The organism is Amycolatopsis sp. YIM 10 (genome assembly GCF_009429145.1).
Taxonomy (GTDB): Bacteria; Actinomycetota; Actinomycetes; order Mycobacteriales; family Pseudonocardiaceae; genus Amycolatopsis.
In genome coordinates, this window is the sequence record NZ_CP045480.1 from 4,777,077 (window position 1) to 4,796,901 (window position 19,825).

Here is a 19,825-nt window from a genome sequence, read left to right on the forward strand (position 1 = left end):
GCACATCGGGATCGTCGTCGCCGGGGCCTTCGGGGTCGTGTGCTTCGTCGGCGCGGGTCGGGCCGGTCAGCCGGTCGGTTTTGCCCGCAGGGCGTCCATGACCAGGTCGAGTAGCCGTCCGGTCTGGTCGGGGTCGTTGCCGGCGGTGGCGAGGAGGATTCCCAGCAACATCAAGGTGACGTCGAACGGGTCGACGTCGGCGCGCAGTGAGCCGGCTTCGGCGCCGCCGGCCAGGAATGTGGCGACGGCGGCGGTGATCCGTTCCCGGGTCTCCGGTGTCGAGATGCGCCCCGAGGCCCAGCCGGCGCGGAGCGTCTCGGCCATGCCGCGCTTCGTCGCGACGAAGGCGGCGTAGCGCTGCATCCACGCTCGCAGCGCCGCGTCCGGCGGGAGTTGGCTGAGCAGGGCGGGAACACAGCCGGTGACCTCGTCGAGTTCGGCCGCGTACACGGCCTCCACCAGGGCTTCTCGGGTGGGGAAGTGGCGGTACAGCGTGCCGATGCCGACACCGGCGTCGCGGGCGATGCCTTCGAGCGGCACGGCGTCGTCGGCAGTCGCGAACGCGGCCCTGGCGGCCTGGACGAGCTTGTCGCGGTTGCGCTGCGCGTCGGCACGGGGGGCGCGGGCGGAACTCAAAGCGGAGGCTCCTCCGGTATAGTGGGACGCAAGCGGAGGTTCCTCCGCTTCATCGATCGTCTCACGCGGAAGGACCTTCCATGACCGCGGACCCCATCCCCGCCGGCACCACGCGCGCCGGGGGCACCGGAACGCTCGGCGACCACCCGGTGTCCCGCATCGGATACGGCGCGATGCAGCTGGAGCGCCTGCACAACGACCGCCCCGCCGCGATCGCCCTGCTGCGCCGCGCGGTGGAACTCGGCGTCGACCACGTCGACACCGCCCAGTTCTACGGCAACGGCTTCGTCAACGGGCTCATCCGCGACGCGTTCCGCCCCGAGGACGGCGTGGTGGTCGTCAGCAAGGTCGGTGCGGACCCCAATCCCGGCGGTCCCGTCCCACTGCGCCCGGCCCAGCGCCCCGAGCAACTGAGGGCGAGCGTCGAGGACAACCTCACCGCCCTCGGCGTCGACCGGATCCCGGTGGTGAACCTGCGCCGCCTGGACACCGGGCCGGGCCTGCGGGCCGAAGGCGACCAGGTGGTCGACCTCGACGACCAGCTCGCGGTGATGACCGCGCTGCGCGACGAGGGCAAGATCGGCGCGATCGGCCTGAGCAGCGTCACCCTGGACGGACTGCGCCAGGCCCTTCCCGCCGGGATCGCCTGTGTCCAGAACGCCTACAGCCTGGTGGCCCGCGGTGATGAGGACATGCTCCGGCTCTGCGTCGACGAGGACATCGCCTGGGTACCGTTCTTCCCGCTGGGCGGCGCCTTTCCCGGCATGCCGAAGGTGACCGACGACCCCGCTGTCACCGACGTCGCGCACGCCCTCGGCCACACGCCCGCACAGATCGGCCTCGCCTGGCTGCTGCACCACGCGCCGAACGTGTTGCTCATCCCCGGAACCGCGAACGCCGACCACCTCGAAGCCAACATCACCGCGGGCACGATCACCTTCGACGACAGCACCCTCGCCGCGCTGGACGCGGTCCGATCACGTTCCACCGACGTGCCGCTCGGCTGAGCCGCGACCGGCAGGGATGTACCAGGCGAAGAACCGGCCGCCGGTCAGTTGATGTCGAACTCGTTTCCTTCGGGGTCCCTCATGCCGACCGCGTAGTGGTCGATTCCCTCCTGGTACATCACGCCGGTGACGGTGGCGCCCAAACCCACCAGGCGGGCGGCTTCGGCGTCCACCCGCTCCTTCCGCGTCGGGAGCGGGTCCGTCCGCTCGCCGCTGGCGTGAATGTCGATGTGCAGCCGGTTCTTCACCGCCTTCACGTCCGGGACCACCTGGAACCAGATGGCCGGTCCACCGCCCCGCGGGTCGCTTATCCGGTCCGCGCCGCCGGTCACCGCTTCTTCCTCCGGCAGCCCCAGGTCGCGGTAGTAGTCGCCCCAGGTGGCGAAACCGGTGGGAGGCGGCGCGAACTCGTAATCCAATGCGGCAGCCCAGAAGCGGGCCTGGCGGCCGGGATCGGCGCAGTCGATCACCAACTGGTAGCGGACGGACATCGGGATCCCTTCCAGCCGCGCGACTTTGCGCGTCATCCTGCCAGTAGCCTCGCGACCTGGGCGACGAGGACGACTCGCCGTCGCGGGTCGTGGCCGCGCGAGACGACGGCGACATGCTCGTCGACCGTTACCGGCTGGACGCGTTGACCGGCCGGTTCGAGGCGGAGCGAACGGTCATCCGCAACGGGCGGGCCCGCCGGAGTTACTTCGTCAAGCGGTTGTTCGCCCGAACTGCCCTGACCGCCACGATCAGCGGCGCAGCAGGAACAACGCGTCGCCGATGGCGCGTTCGCCGGCGGCGTCGGAGGGCGTGGTCACCATGCGGTCGTCGACCACCATCCCGGCCGAGCCGCCGCCGTCCAGCGCCATCGCGTCGACGGCGCCCAGCGCGCGGGCGAACTCGGCGGCCTCCCGCAGACCCCACCCGTCGCTGAAGCCCGGCATCCGCCCCGCGGTGGTCGCCACGAGGATCCGGCCCCGCCGGTCGACGCCGATGACGCTCCTCGGATTCCGCTTGAGCCCCCAGGTGTAGGCGAAGGACGGGGTGTCGTGGACGATCCCGTCCTCCCGCAGGTTGATCCGGATCCGGCCGTCGCGGACGAGTTCCGGCCCGCCGTTGACGATGTCGTCACTCGGCCCCAGCCGCACCGGCGCACCGGTTTCGTCGCGGACCCGCTGATCGACCAGCAGCGGCTCGCCCGGCCGCGCGTTGGCGGTCAGCCAGCCGGCCGCCTCGCCGATGCCCTGCACGACGGTGCCGCCCACCGGGATCGGGCCGCCCGCCGGCCGAACCTCGAGGACCCGGCCGGTCTGGTCGCGTACCGCCTCCACACCTTCGCCGGTCGGGGTAGCGGCGCCGAGTTCGTCGGTGAACAGCACGAGTTCGTCCGGATCGGTGCAGGTCACGTCGTGCAGCGGCCGTTCGGTGGGGGTGTCGCCACCGACGCCGCCGCAATTGCGGACCGTGCCGGGCAGGCGGTTGATCCCGTCGATGAGCCGCTGCTGCCCGCGGGCCGAGGCGGTGATGCCGGCCGACAGCTTCGCCACCCGCGGACGCAAACCGTCGCCACGGAGCACGAGCGCGACGCGCCCGTTGGTCGCGGCACTTTGCAGCTCACCGTGGTACGCGGCGATGCCCGCGGAGGCCCCGGGAATGCCGTCCTTGCCCTCCATCACGAAGAACCCGGCGTTGACCCCGAAAACGGCATCCCGCCGGGCGGACATGTCCGTCAGCTTTTCGCGCCCGGCGACCGCCGTTCCATAGCTCGCGGTCAGTTCACCGCGGAACACCTTCGGGTCGATGACGGCGACGCTGATCCGGGCGATGCCCGTGCCCGGCGTGGCATCCGCGCCGGTCCACTCGGCGAGGGCGTCGAAGCCGGCGGCGTCCACGTCACGCTCCAGCGCCGCGGCCTCGTCGCGACCACCGAACGAGCCCGTGCGGACCCGCCACCCGACCGCGCCTGGGGCGGCATCGGCACCGGCGGGCCAGTCGACGCGCTCGACCCGCGTCTCGAACCCGGCGGCGTGCAGCTTGCCCGCCAAAGCTCGCGCGTCGGACTCACCGGCCAAGTGCTCCGGACCTGCCGGGGCGGCGAACCGAACCGTCACGGTCCAGAAATCGGCGCCGGGCCGGCCGCGCGATTCCCCCTGGTACAGGGTCACTCCAGGGGCTACCTCGGTACGCGGCCAGTCCCGGATCGGGGCCGGCTCGTCGGCACCGGCGGTGCCGACGCCGGGAACAGCCCCGGCCATGGTCACCGCGAGCAGCCCCGCGACCACGGGCCGCCCAACAACTCCGAACATCGAGTTCTCCTTCCCTCTCGATGCAGTTCACCAGCCGACGAGGCCCCGCACGCGTCGCCGCGCTTGATCGGGCCTGAACGAACCAGGAACAACGAAGGAAGCCGAGTCCACTGTGGTCACGAGAACCGCGTTACCGCCGCGCGCAGCCGATGGTGCAGCGCGCGCCGGTCGCTGCGGTTCACCGGCACCTCCACCACGCGTGGCCCGCGCCCGGGACGCAACGCGCCGAGGAGGTCACCGGTGCCGGTGGCCAGGGTGTGTTCGACGCCGACGGCCCGGCACAGCGCGGAAAGATCGGCGTTCAGCGGCGTGCCGAAGATCCGCTCGAACGCGCCGGCGTGCTCGGGCGCGCCCTGTTCGAGCGTGGCGAAGACACTGCCACCGTTGTCGTTGGCCACCACGATGGTGAGGTCGGGCCGCGGTTCGTCGGGGCCGAGCAGCAACCCGCCGGCGTCGTGGAGAAAGGTCAGGTCGCCCATGAGGGCGTAGCCAGGGCCGTGGTGCGCCAGTGAAGCGCCGATCGCGGCGGAGACCACGCCGTCGATGCCCGCCACACCACGGTTGCCGATCACCGTGACATCGTCGCGAGGGCGAGCGGCCAGTGCGATATCGCGCACCGGGTTGGACGGCCCGGCGAACAGCAGGGAATCGGCGGGCAGCGCCGCGACCACCGAGGCGGCGAGCGCGGGTCCCGTCGCCCACGGTTCGGCGTCGAGTGAGGCATCGAGCAGGTGCGAGGCCGTGTTGTCGGTGTGCTGCCACCTCGCGCCGAAGGCCGGGTGCGGTGCCCACGACTTCGGCAGTGCGCCGACACCGCGGACCGAACCCGCCAGATCGGTCCACTGAGGACGGACTCGGCCCGCCGAAGCCGGTGGCACGGCGAAAACCGCGACGCGCTCGTCGGCGAGCAGACGCTGGACCGACCGGTGCATCGTCGGCCGTCCGAGTACCACCACCTGGTCGGGGAACAACCAGGGTGCTTCTCCTGACAACGCCGCCGGCAGCAGCCACATCCCGGTGCGCAGGGACCGGTGCCACAGTTCGGATCCCGGTTCGGCGAGCACGGGGAGTTCGGGCGGGACGGGCCCGTGCGCGCCCTGGCCCGCGATCACCAGCGTCGAAGCGTCCGGATCCAGCTCGGCCGGTTCGAGGTGTTCGAACCGGGGTGCGATGCCGCTCCACGGCTTGCCGCCGTCGCGGCCGGTCACCGGTTCGGGCCAGTCGCCTTCGTGATCCGGTACGAGTGGTTCACGGAAGGGGACGTTGAGCTGTGCCGGGCCGGAATCGCCCGACAACGTGCCCAGCGCGCTCGCCACCACCCTGTCCACAGTGGACCTCCAGCGGCCGTGCTGACCGGCCCGCCGTTCCGCGATCGCCAGCTGCTCGGTGGCGCGGACCGCGTGACCGAACAGGCCGGCCTGCTCGATCGTCTGGCCGGCGCCGGTGCCGTGCAGTTCGATCGGCCGGTCGGTGGTGATCGCCACCAGGGGAGCGCCGTTGTAGGAAGCCTCGAGCACCGCCGGATGCAGGTTGGCCACCGCGGTGCCCGACGTGCACACCACCGGGACCGCGCGACGCGAACGCAGGCCCAGCCCGACGGCGAGGAATCCGGCACCGCGTTCGTCCACGCGCACGTGCAGCCGGAGCCTGCCTTCGGCGTCGGCGGCGTGGAGCGCGAAGGAGAGCGGGGCGTTGCGCGAACCGGGGCACAGCACGGCGTCCCGCACTCCACAACGGACGAGTTCGTCCACTATCACGGTGGCCTGCACGGTTGACGGATTCACGGCTGCCGAATCTATCCGCGCCCGCATTACCCCGGATGTCGATCTCGTCAACAGTGCGTTCCCTTGTCCGAGTGGTCGGTGATTCACGAACATCACCAGCTTGGCGCGCTGATCTCCGTCATCTCGCAGGTCCGCCGCCGGGGGAGTAGCCGGTTTTGGCCGCCTGGGATGACCATGTGGTAACCACGCAGTTACGCAGCGCTCGCCCGTCCGGATGAGCACGGTGAGGACCGGTTTAACCACGACGGAACTGATGCGTCACCCGGCGCAATCGACGCCCTGCTTGACTGCGTCTCACGTTGGAAAAAAACCTACCGAAACTCCGAAGTAGCGAACGACAAGGAGATCGCCCGTGAACAAGGACGAGCAGAACCGCAGTACCGAGACCGGGCCGTCGGCGTCGAACGGGAAGAGGTGGCTGCGGGTGGCGGGCACGGTCGTGACCGCCACCGCGGCGATCGGGCTGATGGGCGCCGGCCCGGCTTCGGCGCACGAGGAGCCGGTCGCGCCGACCGGTCCGCTCGCCGCGGTGAACGAGTCGGTCGGCTCGGTGGTGCACCACCTGGACACCTACCACCTCCAGGACCCGACCTGGGAGGTGCGCAGCCTGCTCACCGACCCCAGCGGCAACATCGAGGTGCACAAGCAGATGATCGACGGGGTGCTCAACCCCCTGGTCGGCCTCGTTCCCTGAGTCAGCCCGGTGGTGGTGGCGCCCGCTGCGGCCGTCACCACCGCCGGTACCCGGATACCGGAGGGAGTTGACCCGACCCGATGACCACGTTCGACACGGTTCCGCTGGAACTGGAGCCCCGGGCACAGGACCTGCTGTTCCGGGAAGCCCGCACGGCGAACAGCTTCACCGGCGAGCCGGTGACCGACGGACAGCTGCGTGCGATCTACGACCTGCTGCGGTGGGCGCCGACCTCGGCCAACACCCAGCCGCTGCGGATCGTCGCGATCCGCGGTGAGGACGCGAAAGCGCGGCTGATGCCGTTGCTGGACGAGCGGAACCGCGCCAAGACCGAGTCCGCGCCGATCACCCTGCTGCTCGCGGCGGACCGGGAGTTCGACGAGCACCTGCCGCGGTTGATGCCGTACGCGCCGGAGGCACGGGCGATGTTCGCGGACCCGCGGCTGCGCGCGACGGCGGCGGACTACAACGCGACGCTGCAAGCCGGTTACACCATCCTGGCCGTTCGCGCGGCAGGGCTGGCGGCCGGGCCGATGCTGGGCTTCGACCACGCCGGTGTCGACGCCGAGTTCTTCCCGGACGGCAGGCACCACGCCGTGCTGGTGATGAACGTGGGGAAGCCGGGGCCGGGAGCGTGGTACGACCGGTTGCCACGGCTCGAATACGACGAGGTCGTTTCCGTGCTCTGACCTTTGTGGGCGGTCTGGTGGCGAGGAGGTGACCGGTGAACCTGTTGTTGCTGGCTTCGGAAGACCCGCACGAGGTGCTCCCGGCGCTGGACCTGCTCCCGCACCGAGTGCGCCGCGCCGAACCCGAGGACGACTTCCCGGTCTGTGACACGGTCCTGCTGGACGCCCGTGCCCCGTGGACGGACGCGGCCGCGCTCTGCGCCAGGGTCCGGTCGGCGATTCCCTGGGCCACCGTGATCGTGGTGTCCTCCGAGCTGTCACTGGAAAGCAACGGCATCGGCGGCGACATCGACGAGCTGATCCTCGCCGGGGCGAGCCCGGCCGAGGTCGAGGCGCGCCTGCGCCTGCTGCGGCCGAGACCCGCTCCGGCGGCTCGCGATCGTGGTGCACTCGTGGCCGGTGATCTTGTCGTGGACGACGTTTCGTGCACCGTGCGGCTGTCCGGCCGCCTGCTGGAGCTGACCCGCAAGGAGTACCAGTTGCTGCGGCACCTCGCGCAGCGGCCGGGCCGGTTGGTCTCACGTGCCGAACTGCTGACCGAGATCTGGACCGACGACGCCATCTGCACCGAACGCACGGTGGACGTGCACATCCTGCGGCTTCGGGACAAGCTCGGGCCAGACCACCGCACGCTGATCCGCACCGCCCGAGGCCGTGGTTACAAGTTCGTCGCCGGTGGCACCACGGCTTCCGGCCACTCTCGGAGGAACTGACGATGTCCCTTGCCGACACAGAAATCCGGGGGAGCGAGGAGTCCATTGCGGACCGGGCAGGTGTGCTGCGCCCGGTGCTCGAACGCGACCGGGCGGCGGGTGACCGGCAACGCCGGCTCACCGGCGACACCGTGGACGCGCTGACCGGCGCCGGGATGTTCCGCCTGCTGGTTCCCCGCCGCTTCGGCGGTGACGAGGTCGGCCTGCGCACCGCGGTGGACGTCGCCGCCGAACTCGCGTACGGGGATCCGGCCGCGAGCTGGGTCGTGATGATCCTCGGCTCGGCGGACTGGATCACCGGGCTGTACCCCGAATCCGCGCAGCGCGAGGTGTACGCCGATGGCCCCGACACCCGGGTGTGCGCGGTCCTCACCCCGCACTCCACCGCACGGCCGGTCGACGGCGGCTGGCTGCTCAACGGCTCGTGGGCGCCCGCGTCGGGCTGCCTGCACGCGCAGTGGGCGATCCTCGGGTTCCCGCTGTCCGAACAGGACGGTGCGGGCCTGGCGCTGGTGCCGATGCGGCAGCTGCGCCGGGACGACACCTGGTTCACCGCCGGGATGCGGGCCACCGGCAGCAATCTGCTCGTCGGTGAGGACGTTTTTGTGCCACGGCACCGCGTGCTGCCGATGAAGGCCGCGGTCGCCGGTGAATACCCCGCTGACCGCCCCGACCTCGCGCGCTACCGATCGGCGTTCATGCCGACGCTGGCGACCTACATGATCGGCCCTTACCTCGGCATGGCATCGGCCGCGCTGGAGTACGTGACCGGACAGGCGGGCCGGCGCGGCATCTCCTTCACCAACTACGAACGGCAGTCGGACTCCACCGCGTTCCAGCTCACCGTGGCGGAAGCGGCCGCGAAGGTGGACGCCGTCCGGCTGCTGGCGCACAACGCGGCGGACGTCGTCGACGGTCATGCCGCCGGTGGCACCTTTCCCGACTACCTGACCCGCGCGCGGATCCGCCTGCACACCGGCTACGCGGTCCGGCAGTGCCGCGAGGCGGTCGATGCCCTGATCTCGGCCTACGGTGCCTCCGCCATGGCGGAATCCAACCCGCTGCAGGCGTACATGCGGGACATCCACGCGGCCAGCAGGCACGCGGTCGCGAACCCGGCGGCCAACGCCGAACTGTTCGGCCGCGCCCTGCTCGGCGTGGAACCGAACATCACCGAACTGATCTGAGCCCGGTAGCGGGCGCGGAGGTTGGCATGACCACAACAGCGATCCCCACGCACGAATCCACCCTGTACGCACGCACCCGCGAGATAGACGAGCCGGACCTGCTGGCCCTGTTGCCCAGCCCGCACCGGGTGCACTCCTGGGTGCGGCAGGGGGAGGGCATCGTCGGCTGGGGTGAGGCCGCCCGCGTCGGTACCGGCGGGCCGGAGCGGTTCGAACACGCCGAGCGGGGGTGGCGGCGGCTCGTGGAACGCATGGAGATCGATGACCAGGTCGGCCTTCCCGGCACCGGGCCGGTGGCCTTCGCCAGCTTCGGTTTCGGCGACGATCCCGGGCACTCGGTGCTCACCGTGCCGAGTGTCCTCATCGGACGCCGGGCGGGCAGGGCCTGGATCACCACGATCCGCTCCGACGACGCCGTTCGCGCCGACGTCCCCACGCCGGTCACCGCACCGGGAACCGTGCGCTGGCGCGAATCCCGCCTCCCGGCGGACCGCTGGCGTGAGGTGGTCGCCGAGATCGTGACGCACCTGCGCGCCGGTGCGCTGGACAAGGTCGTGCTCGCGCGTGACCTGCTGGCCGAGGCCGATGAGCCGATCGATCCCCGCTTCCTGTTGCGGCGGCTGGCATCGCGTCATCCGGATTGCTGGACCTTCGCGGTGGCGGGCCTCGTCGGGGCCACGCCGGAACTGTTGTTGCGGCGACTGGACAACCAGGTGACCGCGCGGGTGCTCGCCGGCAGCACCTGGCCCGGCGCCGACGAAGAGCCGCTGCGCTCGGCGGCGTTGCGCGAGGAGCACCGGTTCGCGGTCGAGCCGCTGCTGACCTCGCTCGTTCCGCACTGCACGTCGATCAAGGCCGATGGTCCCTTTGTGCTGTCGCTGCCGTCGATCGCGCACCTGGCCACCGACGTGACCGGCGACCTCGCACCGGAGCGCGCCACCCTGCTGGAAATGGCCGGAGCGGTGCACCCGACCGCCGCCGTGGGCGGCACGCCGCGGACCGAGGCCGTCCGGCTGATCGCGGCGGTGGAAGGCGGTGAAGGACTCGACCGCGGCCGGTACGCCGGACCGGTCGGCTGGGTCGACGCCGACGGCGACGGTGAACTGGGGATCGCGCTGCGCTGCGCCCAGCTGTCCGGGAGGCGGGCGCGGCTGTTCGCCGGGTGCGGGCTGATCGCCCAGTCCGATCCGGACACCGAACTCCGGGAGACCGAAGCCAAGTTCGCCGCGATGCGCGGGGTGCTGGATGAGTGACGTGGAGGACGGCGCGCCACCACGGCAGGCTCCTGGACTGGTGCTGGACACCATGCACACGGTTTTTGTGGCCAGGGCGATGTACGCGGTGACCGATCTCGGCGTGATCGACCTGCTCGCCGGTGGACCCCGCTCCGCCGAGTGGCTCGCCGCCGAACTCGGCGTCGAAGCCGTTCCCCTGCACCAGTTGCTGCGCACGCTGGCGAGCACCGGACTGCTGCGCACCGAGCCGGGGACGGAAACCGGCCCGGCCCAGCGGTATTCGCTGACCGAGGTCGGCGACACGTTGCGGGAGGGACATCCCACCGGCACTCGCGAGCTGGTCCTGACCATGCAGGGGCCGGAGTTCTGGAACGCGCTGCGCGTGCTGCCGGAACGGGTCGCCACCGGCCGGACCGGGCCGGAGATCGTCTACGGCATGCCGTTCTTCGAGTACCTGGCCGGGAATCCGCCGGCGGGGGAGAAGTTCAACCGGATGATGATCGCCACGCACGGCGGTGAACCGGCCGCCGTCGCCCGCGCCTACGACCTGTCGTGGGCCGGACGGGTCGTGGACGTCGGTGGTGGTATCGGCACGCTGCTGCTGGCCGTGCTCGACCGGAACCCGCACCTCACCGGGGTTCTCTTCGACCGGCCCGACGTCGTCGGGCACGCCGAGGCGAACCTGGCGGGCCGGTGCCAGGTCGCCGCCGGCGATTTCCTCGAAGCCGTGCCGGCCGGGGCGGACGCCTATCTGCTGTCGCGCATCCTGCACGACTGGGACGACGACACGTGCGTGCGGATCCTGCGCACGTGCGCGGGCGCCATGACACGGAACAGCAGGCTGCTCGTGGTGGAGAAAGTGCTCCCCGGCGGCGACGAACCCCATCTCGGCAAGATGCTCGACCTCGTGATGGCCACGATGACCCACGGTCGTGAACGCACCGCCGGGGAATACGGTGTTCTGCTGGAAAAAGCCGGGCTGCGGGCGCAACGCCTGGTGCCCACCGAATCCGCGTCGAGCGTCATCGAAGCGGTCCTCGACCACGGTGTATAACGTCCTATTCAGCCTGGCTTTTGTGCGTGTTCAACGACATCGCTGAGTCGTGACCGCCCATTCGGCCGCGGAAGACGATCAGGTTCCTGCCTGACTGGCCTGCGTCGTGTTCATGTTCGCGTGGTCGGGCGACGATATCGACATGAGGCAACGCCGCGCCCGCCTGATGGTCCGCTCCGGGGGGGGGCAGGTCATGCGCCCCCGGAGCGGGTTGTTGCCACTCGGCGACCGATCCAGCGATGAACCTGCGTTCTGGACCGTGAGTTGCGGCGACGGTTACGTCTACGCTTCGTCGTTGATGCTCAGCAGCCAGGCGCCCTGGCTCGTGGAGTAGAAGCAAGCCCAATCCAGGTGCCCCCAGGTGCCGAAGTACTCACCGAGCTGTCCGTCGTGCACGCAGGCTTCCTCGGTCGGATACGAGCCGTAGATGAATTCGATCGAGTCGGTCGATGTGGTCCCCGCGGAAGCGATCGGTGCCGCTATGAACATCAGGCCGACGGCGCCGGAAAAACTGTGGCCAATTTACGCATGAACAATGTTGCTCCTCGTATGACGGGTGTTAATTCCTTCGTTCGATGCTTGCGGGTTCATGGTGGAGGCAAGCGTGGTGAAATGATTGCGCCTTCGTTGTTTTTCCTGCTCGGCTGGGCGATTCAAGCCCCCGAGGCCGGAGACGTGATGATCGCCAACCTGCTGGTCGTGGTGATCGTCGGTCGGTGCGAGACGTACGAGTCCTGGAGCCCCTGTACGAAGGATTCGCCGAGTTCGCCAGGCTACTGCGCCCTGGCGGCCGCTACGTGTGCCACATCCATCGCCGTAGCACCTACTTCCGGGCATTGGCCGCCCACGATCTCCTGCCATCCACCGTCTGGTGAGGACGATGTCGAATCGCGCTAGGGTCCACGTGCCGTCGATGACGCGGTCGCCTGGCGCCGGGGTTGGGGTCGGTTCGGGTGTGCAGGATCCGCCGGCACAGATAGACGCAGACGCCCAGCGCGGGTGCGCCGCCCAGCAGCGTGGCGGCGATGCCCAGCGGAATCAACTGCCCGGTCAGGTACAGCGGTACCAGCACCATCGTGGCGATGCCGTACTTGGCCAGGAAGATCGCCGTGCACAGCTGGTAGCGCCGTCGCCGCGCGGGGTCTCGTCGCCAGCCGAACCGTTCGCCGCGTGCCGCACCCACCGCAAACCCGATCACCGGCCACCGCACCAGCATGGACGCCAGGAACACCGCACCTCCACCCGCCTGCCAGAGCACGGTCGGGAGGTAGAAGTCGACCGCCTGACCGGTGCTCCCGGCCAGCAACGCGGAGGCCCCCACGATGACCAGCCCGACCGCCGGCTGCCAGTACTTGCGGTCGGTGAATACCCGAACCACGGCGAACACCACCACACCACCGACCGCCACCAATGCGGAGGCCGCTACCTGACCGGTCACCAGGTAGGCGATCAGGAACAGCACCCGGGACGCGACTCCTTCGGCGACCGTGCGCCAGCCACCCACCGCGGCGAACAAGGACAACGACTTCTGCGACAGCCCCCTGAGGCTCATGCGCCCGCCGTCGCCGGGACGGGCGCGGGGAAACTGTTGCGGCGCATGGTGTTTTCGTACGTGCCGATCGCGTCGATCAGCTCGAGCCGGCCGTGATACGTCTCGACGAGTGCCTCGCGGAGGTGGTGCGCGTCCTGCATCGCCAGGTTGCCGCCGAAGCCCGGGGCCAGGTGGATGGCATCACCGAGGACCGTCACCGGGCCGGCGGGCCAGGCGGGTATCGGCGGGATCGTCCCGCCGCGCAGCGCGACCGTGAGGTCCGGCCACGTCTCGGCGACGACCAAGCGCATGGCCGAGGGCAGGTCGGCGATCAACTCCTTGGCCCGGTGCCACGGCCCGGCCGAACCGATCCGCTCCCGCGTGATCGGCAAAGCCCACATCGCATAGTCCTCGACCCCGGCGACCGCACCGAGCGGCAACGCGGGCAGCCACCGCTGCCGCGCGGCCATCGGCGACTCGGTGAACCGCAGCACGCCCACGACCATCATCGTGTCGCCCACCCGCATGCCGGCGGGGCTGTGGCCGATCAGCTCAGGCAGCCCGGTATCGGTCACCGCCCGCAGCGCGGTCGCGCCCATGAGCATGCGCCGTCCCGTGTCGACCACCCGTGCGTGGGGCAGATACTGACGGCGGACCGCCGAACCGATCCCGTCCGCGCCGACCAGCACGTCCGCCGTGTCCGTGCTGCCGTCGGCGAACCACGCCCGAACCGTGCCGTCGGCTCGCTGCTCGAACCGCGTGAACTCCGCCCCGAACCGAACCACGTCCTCCAGCCCGGTCAGCAACACCGCACGCAGCAACGGACGATGAACCTGCCGCCCGGGCCGCGCCCGGCCCGCCACGCCGTCGGACGGCTGAGCGCCCACGACGGTCAGCGCTCCATCCGCTTCGGCCAACGCCACGGTCTGCTCGCGCGGCCCACCCATCGTGGCCTCCACCATCGCGGCGTGTGCCGAAGGCAGGCACGCCCGCAGTGCGTTGGCGCCTCGATCGTCGACATGCAAGCTGACGCCCTGCGCGCGCCCCAGCGCGTCGTCTCGCTCGTACACGGCGACATCGATCCCCGCCCGGCGTAACCCCTGAGCCAGCGTCAACCCGCCCAGTCCGGCGCCGATCACGATCACCCTCATCCCGACCCCTTTCTTCATCACTGATGAAGTTCACGCTACGGGGCTTTGGCGAGAAACTCCACCAACGATGAAGAAACCTCGGATAGACTCACCGGCCATGGCAGAAGACAGGTCGACCGCCGCTCGCCCCGGGCGCTGGCGAACCGGCGCGGAGAGCAAGCAGCGGATCCTGGACGCGGCGCGCGCCCTGTTCGGCGAGCACGGCTACGGCGGCACCACGGTGCGCGCGGTCGCTGCCGAGGCAGAGGTCGACCCGGCGATGGTGTTCTACTTCTTCGGCAACAAACAGGGCCTGTTCGCCGCCGCGATCGAGCTGTCCGCGCAGGTCCCGCCTGCCATCGAATCGGCCTTCACCGGCGGCCTCGACGGTTTCGGTGAGCGCCTGGTCCGGACGCTCCTGGAGAACATGGACGCATCGGGCCGCACCCCGCTCGCGCTGCTCACCCGGTCGGCCAGGACCAGCGACCAGTCCGAAACCCTGCTCCGCGAATACATCGACCGGGAGATCACCGGCCGGCTGGCGACGCTGCTCGGCACACCGGACGCCGCGATCCGGGCCGGCATGGTGAACGTCCAGCTACTGGGCCTCACCGTGGCGCGCTACATCGTGCGGATCGAACCGATCGCGTCCTCGTCCGTCGACGAGCTGGTCAGCCGGTTCGGACCGCTCGTGCAGCACTGCCTGGGTGACGCGCTGTGACTAAGGGGCGGAGCTGGAGTCCGGGGTGAGCACGATGTCGAATCGCGCTCGGGTCCACGTGCCGTCGATGACGCGGTCGCCTGGCGCCGGGGTTCCGGCCGGCTGGCGCTGGAAGTCCTTGACGAGTGAGGGTTTTACGCCGAAGACGGTGTCGGTGTCGAGGTGGCTGCCGCCGCGGACGAAGATGTGGGTGACCAGGGTGCGGTGGCCGGGGTGGCTGACCATGAAGTGCAGGTGCGCGGCACGCATGGGGGAGCGGCCGGTGTGCTCGAGCAGTTGGCCGACGGGACCGTCGTGGGGGATGGGGTAGGGCGTGGGGGTGACGCCCCAGAAGCAGTAGTGGCCGTGCTCGTCGGTGAACAGGTGGGCTCGGCCCGCTGTGTGGTCGTCGTCGTACTGGACGTCGTAGAGGCCGTCTTCGTCGGCTTCCCACACCTCGACGCGTGCGCCCGCCAGCGGGGTTCCGCCGGTGTCGGTGACCCGTCCCTCGACCCAGCAGGGTTCTCCGGCCGCCGGACCGGCGATGTTCCCGCCCAAGGGGATGCCGGGAGCGTTTTCGACGAAGAACGGCCCGAAGACCGTCGCCTCGGTGGCGTCGGCCTTGGCGTGGTCGTTGACCGTGATGGTCTGCATGGACGCGCCGAGTACGTCGGAGAGCAGGATGAACTCCTGGCGCTTGTCGTCGGTGATGTGCCCGCACCGGGTGAGGAAGTCGATGGCCGCGGCCCATTCCCGCTCGGTGAGCCGGGTTTCGCGGATGAAGGCGTGCAGGTGCCCGACGAGCGAAACCATCAGTTCCCGCAGCCGGGGATCGGCGCAGGAGCCGAAGGAGCGGATGACGCGTTCGACGAGTTGCTGTTCGCGGTTCGCCTGGATGTCGTCGCGGGTGGTCATCGGGGTGGGGCTCCTTCCCAGGCTGCGTGCAGCAGGGCGGTGAGGTTGTCAGCGGTGAGCGACCGCGGGTTGTCCGCCGGTGCCGCTGCCAGTATGGCTTGGACCGCGGGCCGAATACCGTTTTCGGGCATGCTGTACTCCCGCAGCGACACCGGACTGTCGAGTGTGGACCGGAGCCGGGCCAGGCCGGCCGTCGCGGAGGCCGTGCCGAACGCGGTGGCGATCCGCGACTCGGCTTCCGGCGCCGCGTGCGCGTTGAAGGCCAGCACGTGCGGCAGCACAACGGCGTGGGTCTGCGCGTGCGGGAGGTCGAACATGCCGCCGAGCACGTGGCAGATCTTGTGGTGCAGTCCTGAACCCGCCGAGGCGAACGCGGCAGCTGCCAGGTAGGAGCCGTGCAGGAGCAGTTCCCGCCCGGAAATGTCGGCGGGGTCGGCGACGATCTGGGGGAGTCCGGTGTTCAGGGCACGGATGCCTTCGCCGGCGAAGGCGGCGTTGATCGGATTCGCCCGGGGCGCCCACAGGGAGTCCACGCAGTGGGCCAGCGCGTTGAGTCCTGATGCGATGGACACGTCCAACGGCAGGGTGAGGGTCAGCGCGGGGTCGTAGACGATCGTCCGGGGCAGCACTCGCCGGTCGGTGCCGGTGGTTTTGCGGGCGTGGGTGGTGATTCCCCAGACGTCGGTCGCCTCGGAACCGGCGTAGGTGGTGGGAACCGCGATGATCGGCAGGCCGGTGGTCAGCGCGATCGCCTTGGCCAGGCCGGTGGTCGAGCCGCCGCCGACGCAGACCAGCACGTCGGCACGATGCTCGGCAGCCGCTTGGCGGCCGCGCTCGGCGACGTCGGCGGGTACGTGCATCGCCACTTCGTGATGCCACAGCACAACAGGGAGATCCCTGGCCACGTGCTCGGCCGGCTCTTTCTCGGCAGCGGCGGCGATCACCATCACGCGCCGGAAGCCGCCTTCGGTGACTTCCTCGGCCAGGTGGCCGGCGGCTCCGCCCGTGGCGAATCGAATTCGCTGAGGCAGCGTGTCGTGCACGAACCGCACCACGTGGGCCTCCTTCAGGTCGGTCACGGCGAGCACCGTGACTGCCGAGGCTAGAGCCGGCTGCCATCGCGCCGGAATCGGTAGCGTCCCCGCGCGCCTAGGGGATTCCTTCAGTGCCGCCACCGGCGCGAAACTTTCCACTTGACAAGTTTGGTGGCGCGGGGGGACGCTCGTCGCCACCATTCTCCGGTGCCGGTTCGCGGCACCGCTCGTTCGAGGCCGGGCAGATCCGGCGGAGGCGCTCAATGTCGAACGCACCGATTCACCCCAGCGAAACCACTGGTACCAGCCTGAAACGGAATGCATTCGGAATTCCGGGGATTCTCTTTTTTGTCCTGTCCGCGCAGGCACCGCTGACCAGCATCGTCGGCGCGGCCGCGCTGGCGGTCGCGCTGGGCAACGGCGCGGGCGCGCCGGGTGCCTACCTGATCGTCGGCGCGGTGATCGTGCTGTTCGCCGTCGGTTTCACCACCATCACGCGGCATCTGGACGTCCGGGGTGGCTTCTTCGCCGTCATCCGGGCAGGGCTGGGTTTCCGCACCGGCGCGGGAGGATCGCTGCTGGCGCTGCTGGCCTACAACGCCGTCCAGATCGCGATGTACGGCCTGCTCGGGGCGAGCACGGCCGGACTGCTGGCACGCCAGTTCGGGGTGCACACCCCGTGGTGGCTCTGGATCGGCGTGTCGATCGCCGCGGTGTGGTTCCTCGGCTCCCGCAAGATCGAGATCGGCACGCAGGTGCTCGCGGTGCTGGTGGGGCTGGAGTTGCTGATCCTGGTGGCGTTCGCCGTCGGGGTGCTGTTCCGCACGGGACTGTCCTCCTTGGACGTTCCCGCCAGCTTCGGGCCGGACGCGATCCTCGCCGGTGCGCCGGGTGTCGCGATCATGTTCGCCATCGCGTCGATGTTCGGCTTCGAGTCCACGGCGATCTACTCCACCGAGGCGCGGAACCCACGCCGGACCGTGCCGCGGGCGACCTACATCGCGGTGGTGCTGATCGCGGTGTTCCTCGCCCTTGTCACGTGGATGCTGGTGTCCTTCTACGGCGCCGCGCGAGTGCGGGAAGCGGCCGGGACGGCGTTGTCCGGCGATCCGGCGGTGTTCGCGCTCGACCCGATCGCCGGTGTTCTCGGTCCGTGGGCCGGCACGGTCGCGGAGTTCCTGCTGTGCACCTCGCTGTTCGCCGGGGTGCTGTCCTTCCACAACATGATCACCCGCTACTTCCACGCCATGGCGGGCCGTGGACTGTTCCCGGCGGTGCTGGAGCGCACCAACCGGCACCAGGCGCCCGCCGTGGCGTCGCTGAGCCAGTCGCTGCTCGCCACGGCCGTGATCGCGCCGTTCGCCGTTCTCGGGCTCAATCCGGTGAGCACGCTGTTCAACTGGTTCAGCGGGCTGGCCGTCGCCACGCTCATCGTGCTCTACACCCTGACGTCCGCCGCCGTGGTCGCCTACTTCCGCCGTCACCGCGTCGAGCCGAACCGCTGGACCACGCTGATCGCGCCGGTGCTCGCCAGCGTGCTGATGCTGCTCGTCCTCACGCAGGTGGTGGGCAACTTCGGGGTGCTCACCGGCGGCAGTGCTCCGACCGTCGGGGTGCTGCTCGGACTGGTCCCGCTGGCCTTTCTCGGTGGCTTGGCCGCGGCGCGCCGGGCCGCGGGCGAGCGGCCGGAGGTCACCGCCCCCGCGGCCGAGTCGCCCGAGCCCGCCTGAGCCGCCGACCTCGTCCCGTCTCACCAAGGAGAGCAACTCATGCCCGATTCGACGACCTGGCACACCGAGCTGTTCATCGACGGCACCTGGCGGACCGGCGGCGACAAGTTCACCACGGTCGACCCGAGCACCGGTGAGCCGCTGGCCGACATCGCCGCGGCGAACGCGAACGACGTCGACACCGCGGTCACCGCGGCCACGACGTCGTTGCGCGGTTCCTGGGCCGCCACCCCGCCTTCCCGCAAGGGCGCACTGCTGGCACGGCTGGCCGACCTCGTCGAACGTGACCTCGACGCGCTGGCCGCACTCGAATCGCTCGACATGGGCGCTCCGCTGAGTGTTGCCAGAGGCCTGTTCCTGCCGAACCTGGTCGCCTCTCTGCGGTACTACGGCGGCTGGGCCGACAAGATCAACGGTGAACTGGTGACCCAGGACGGCTACTTCGGCTCGCCCGCCCACGCCTACACCCGCCGTGAGCCCGTCGGCGTCATCGCGGCGATCGTGCCGTGGAACGCGCCGTTGATGATCCTGGGCTGGAAACTCGCTCCGGCTCTGGCAGCGGGCAACACGGTGATCGTCAAACCGGCGGAAGACGCCTCACTGTCGATCCTGCGACTCGCGGCCCTGGTCGAAGAGGCCGGTTTCCCGCCAGGAGTGGTGCAGGTCCTGCCCGGCCGCGGGCCGGTGGCCGGTGAGGCACTGGCCGTGCACCCCGGGGTGCACAAGGTCAGCTTCACCGGCTCGACCGAGGTCGGCCGCCGGATCCTGCGCAACTCCGCGGGCAACTTCAAGCGCACCACACTCGAACTCGGCGGCAAGTCCCCGCAGATCGTCTTCGCCGACGCGAACCTCGACGCCGCGATCCAGGGAGCCGCGATGGGGATCTTCACCAACCAGGGGCAGGTCTGCGCCGCCGGCACCCGGATCTTCGTGCAGCGCCCGGTCTACCAGGCCGTTCTGGACGGACTTCGGGCCGCGGCGCAGGCACAGGTCGTCGGTGATCCGTCCGGAAAGGACACCACGATGGGTCCGCTGATCAACTCGGCGCAACGGGACAAAGTGCTGGGCTACATCGAAAAAGGCGTGTCCGAAGGTGCCGAGCTGATCGCCGGGGGACGGTCCGCGGACGGCCCGGGATTCTTCGTCGACCCCACCGTGTTCGCCGGTACCAACGACCTCACCATCGCCCGCGAGGAGATCTTCGGCCCGGTGGGGACGGTCATCCCCTTCGACGACGAGGCCGAGGTGGTCGAGCTGGCCAATGACAACGACTACGGCCTCGCCGCGACCGTGTGGACGACCGATCTGTCCCGCGCGCACACCGTGTCGGCCGGACTGCAGGCTGGTGCGGTCGGGGTGAACGGCTGGTCGCCGCTGGCCCCGCAACTGCCGTGGGGCGGCCGGAAGGCCAGCGGTGTCGGCCGGGAACTCGGCTACGAGGCGATCCTCGCCAACACCGAGGTCAAAACCATCACGGTGATCCTGTAGG

Annotated in this window: 19 protein-coding genes; 10 read left to right on the plus strand and 9 right to left on the minus strand. The window is 70.2% G+C overall.

What is annotated here, in order from left to right; genetic code table 11:
* Positions 1–66: 66 nt before the first annotated feature.
* Positions 67–636 (minus strand): TetR/AcrR family transcriptional regulator, encoded by a 570-nt coding sequence (locus YIM_RS22840; protein WP_228004916.1) that lies wholly within the window; start codon positions 634–636, stop codon positions 67–69.
* An 80-nt stretch (positions 637–716) separates the two neighbouring features.
* On the opposite strand from YIM_RS22840, the gene YIM_RS22845 reads away from it, so the two are divergent.
* Positions 717–1,643 (plus strand): aldo/keto reductase, encoded by a 927-nt coding sequence (locus YIM_RS22845; protein WP_153032278.1) that lies wholly within the window; start codon positions 717–719, stop codon positions 1,641–1,643.
* A gap of 44 nt (positions 1,644–1,687) precedes the next feature.
* On the opposite strand, the gene YIM_RS22850 is transcribed toward YIM_RS22845, so the two are convergent.
* From YIM_RS22850 to menD, 3 genes are all read right to left on the minus strand, one after another.
* Positions 1,688–2,170: a VOC family protein gene (locus YIM_RS22850; protein WP_228004917.1), complete on the minus strand. Its 483-nt coding sequence runs from the start codon at positions 2,168–2,170 to the stop codon at positions 1,688–1,690.
* 213 nt (positions 2,171–2,383) lie between these two features.
* Positions 2,384–3,940: a phosphodiester glycosidase family protein gene (locus YIM_RS22855; protein WP_153032279.1), complete on the minus strand. Its 1,557-nt coding sequence runs from the start codon at positions 3,938–3,940 to the stop codon at positions 2,384–2,386.
* 116 nt (positions 3,941–4,056) lie between these two features.
* Positions 4,057–5,724 (minus strand): 2-succinyl-5-enolpyruvyl-6-hydroxy-3-cyclohexene-1-carboxylic-acid synthase, encoded by a 1,668-nt coding sequence (gene menD / locus YIM_RS22860; protein WP_153032280.1) that lies wholly within the window; start codon positions 5,722–5,724, stop codon positions 4,057–4,059.
* A gap of 352 nt (positions 5,725–6,076) precedes the next feature.
* Here menD and YIM_RS22865 point away from each other — a divergent pair, with 352 nt between their 5' ends.
* The 6 genes from YIM_RS22865 to YIM_RS22890 all read left to right on the plus strand — a co-directional run bounded on the left by YIM_RS22865 (position 6,077) and on the right by YIM_RS22890 (position 11,296).
* Positions 6,077–6,418 (plus strand): hypothetical protein, encoded by a 342-nt coding sequence (locus YIM_RS22865; protein ID WP_153032281.1) that lies wholly within the window; start codon positions 6,077–6,079, stop codon positions 6,416–6,418.
* An 80-nt stretch (positions 6,419–6,498) separates the two neighbouring features.
* Positions 6,499–7,107, plus strand: coding sequence for a malonic semialdehyde reductase (locus YIM_RS22870; RefSeq protein ID WP_153032282.1), 609 nt, complete (start codon positions 6,499–6,501; stop codon positions 7,105–7,107).
* Positions 7,108–7,142: 35 nt separating this feature from the next.
* On the plus strand, positions 7,143–7,820 hold the full coding sequence (locus YIM_RS22875; RefSeq protein WP_153032283.1) for a response regulator transcription factor: 678 nt from the start codon (positions 7,143–7,145) through the stop codon (positions 7,818–7,820).
* Between the two features lie 2 nt (positions 7,821–7,822).
* Entirely contained in the window at positions 7,823–9,007 is a 1,185-nt protein-coding gene (locus YIM_RS22880) for an acyl-CoA dehydrogenase family protein (RefSeq protein WP_153032284.1), read from the plus strand.
* A gap of 26 nt (positions 9,008–9,033) precedes the next feature.
* Positions 9,034–10,260: an isochorismate synthase MenF gene (locus YIM_RS22885; protein ID WP_153032285.1), complete on the plus strand. Its 1,227-nt coding sequence runs from the start codon at positions 9,034–9,036 to the stop codon at positions 10,258–10,260.
* Complete coding sequence (locus tag YIM_RS22890; protein ID WP_153032286.1) at positions 10,253–11,296, plus strand: methyltransferase; 1,044 nt, start codon at positions 10,253–10,255, stop codon at positions 11,294–11,296. The genes YIM_RS22885 and YIM_RS22890 overlap by 8 nt, the downstream gene beginning before the upstream one ends.
* Before the next feature lie 282 nt (positions 11,297–11,578).
* Here the strand turns inward: YIM_RS22890 and YIM_RS22895 are convergent, their stop codons facing one another.
* From YIM_RS22895 to YIM_RS22905, 3 genes are all read right to left on the minus strand, one after another.
* Positions 11,579–11,785, minus strand: coding sequence for a hypothetical protein (locus YIM_RS22895; RefSeq protein ID WP_153032287.1), 207 nt, complete (start codon positions 11,783–11,785; stop codon positions 11,579–11,581).
* Positions 11,786–12,119: 334 nt separating this feature from the next.
* Positions 12,120–12,848 (minus strand): DUF3159 domain-containing protein, encoded by a 729-nt coding sequence (locus tag YIM_RS22900; RefSeq protein WP_153032288.1) that lies wholly within the window; start codon positions 12,846–12,848, stop codon positions 12,120–12,122.
* Positions 12,845–13,978, minus strand: coding sequence for an NAD(P)/FAD-dependent oxidoreductase (locus YIM_RS22905; protein WP_194240263.1), 1,134 nt, complete (start codon positions 13,976–13,978; stop codon positions 12,845–12,847). The genes YIM_RS22900 and YIM_RS22905 overlap by 4 nt, the downstream gene beginning before the upstream one ends.
* A gap of 97 nt (positions 13,979–14,075) precedes the next feature.
* On the opposite strand from YIM_RS22905, the gene YIM_RS22910 reads away from it, so the two are divergent.
* Complete coding sequence (locus YIM_RS22910) at positions 14,076–14,678, plus strand: TetR family transcriptional regulator (protein ID WP_153032289.1); 603 nt, start codon at positions 14,076–14,078, stop codon at positions 14,676–14,678.
* On the opposite strand, the gene YIM_RS22915 is transcribed toward YIM_RS22910, so the two are convergent.
* Both YIM_RS22915 and YIM_RS22920 read right to left on the minus strand, forming a co-directional pair.
* Positions 14,679–15,572, minus strand: coding sequence for a dioxygenase (locus YIM_RS22915; protein WP_153032290.1), 894 nt, complete (start codon positions 15,570–15,572; stop codon positions 14,679–14,681).
* Positions 15,569–16,651: a maleylacetate reductase gene (locus tag YIM_RS22920; RefSeq protein ID WP_228004918.1), complete on the minus strand. Its 1,083-nt coding sequence runs from the start codon at positions 16,649–16,651 to the stop codon at positions 15,569–15,571. The genes YIM_RS22915 and YIM_RS22920 overlap by 4 nt, the downstream gene beginning before the upstream one ends.
* 218 nt (positions 16,652–16,869) lie before the next feature.
* Between YIM_RS22920 and YIM_RS22925 the strand changes: the two genes are divergently transcribed.
* Both YIM_RS22925 and YIM_RS22930 read left to right on the plus strand, forming a co-directional pair.
* Positions 16,870–18,336, plus strand: a complete 1,467-nt coding sequence (locus YIM_RS22925) for an APC family permease (RefSeq protein WP_153032292.1) — start codon at positions 16,870–16,872, stop codon at positions 18,334–18,336.
* Between the two features lie 39 nt (positions 18,337–18,375).
* A complete protein-coding gene (locus tag YIM_RS22930) occupies positions 18,376–19,824 on the plus strand; it encodes an aldehyde dehydrogenase family protein (protein WP_153032293.1) in 1,449 nt (482 codons plus the stop codon).
* Position 19,825: the final 1 nt, after the last annotated feature.

Coding starts and splice junctions, on each gene's coding strand:
- YIM_RS22905 (WP_194240263.1), bottom strand. CDS start 13,978: ATGAGGGTGATCGTGATCGGCGCCGGACTGGGCGGGTTGACGCTGGCT.
- YIM_RS22885 (WP_153032285.1), top strand. CDS start 9,034: ATGACCACAACAGCGATCCCCACGCACGAATCCACCCTGTACGCACGC.
- YIM_RS22900 (WP_153032288.1), bottom strand. CDS start 12,848: ATGAGCCTCAGGGGGCTGTCGCAGAAGTCGTTGTCCTTGTTCGCCGCG.
- YIM_RS22880 (WP_153032284.1), top strand. CDS start 7,823: ATGTCCCTTGCCGACACAGAAATCCGGGGGAGCGAGGAGTCCATTGCG.
- YIM_RS22915 (WP_153032290.1), bottom strand. CDS start 15,572: ATGACCACCCGCGACGACATCCAGGCGAACCGCGAACAGCAACTCGTC.
- YIM_RS22855 (WP_153032279.1), bottom strand. CDS start 3,940: ATGTTCGGAGTTGTTGGGCGGCCCGTGGTCGCGGGGCTGCTCGCGGTG.
- YIM_RS22925 (WP_153032292.1), top strand. CDS start 16,870: ATGTCGAACGCACCGATTCACCCCAGCGAAACCACTGGTACCAGCCTG.
- YIM_RS22845 (WP_153032278.1), top strand. CDS start 717: ATGACCGCGGACCCCATCCCCGCCGGCACCACGCGCGCCGGGGGCACC.
- YIM_RS22850 (WP_228004917.1), bottom strand. CDS start 2,170: ATGACGCGCAAAGTCGCGCGGCTGGAAGGGATCCCGATGTCCGTCCGC.
- YIM_RS22930 (WP_153032293.1), top strand. CDS start 18,376: ATGCCCGATTCGACGACCTGGCACACCGAGCTGTTCATCGACGGCACC.
- YIM_RS22910 (WP_153032289.1), top strand. CDS start 14,076: ATGGCAGAAGACAGGTCGACCGCCGCTCGCCCCGGGCGCTGGCGAACC.
- YIM_RS22895 (WP_153032287.1), bottom strand. CDS start 11,785: ATGTTCATAGCGGCACCGATCGCTTCCGCGGGGACCACATCGACCGAC.
- YIM_RS22870 (WP_153032282.1), top strand. CDS start 6,499: ATGACCACGTTCGACACGGTTCCGCTGGAACTGGAGCCCCGGGCACAG.
- YIM_RS22890 (WP_153032286.1), top strand. CDS start 10,253: ATGAGTGACGTGGAGGACGGCGCGCCACCACGGCAGGCTCCTGGACTG.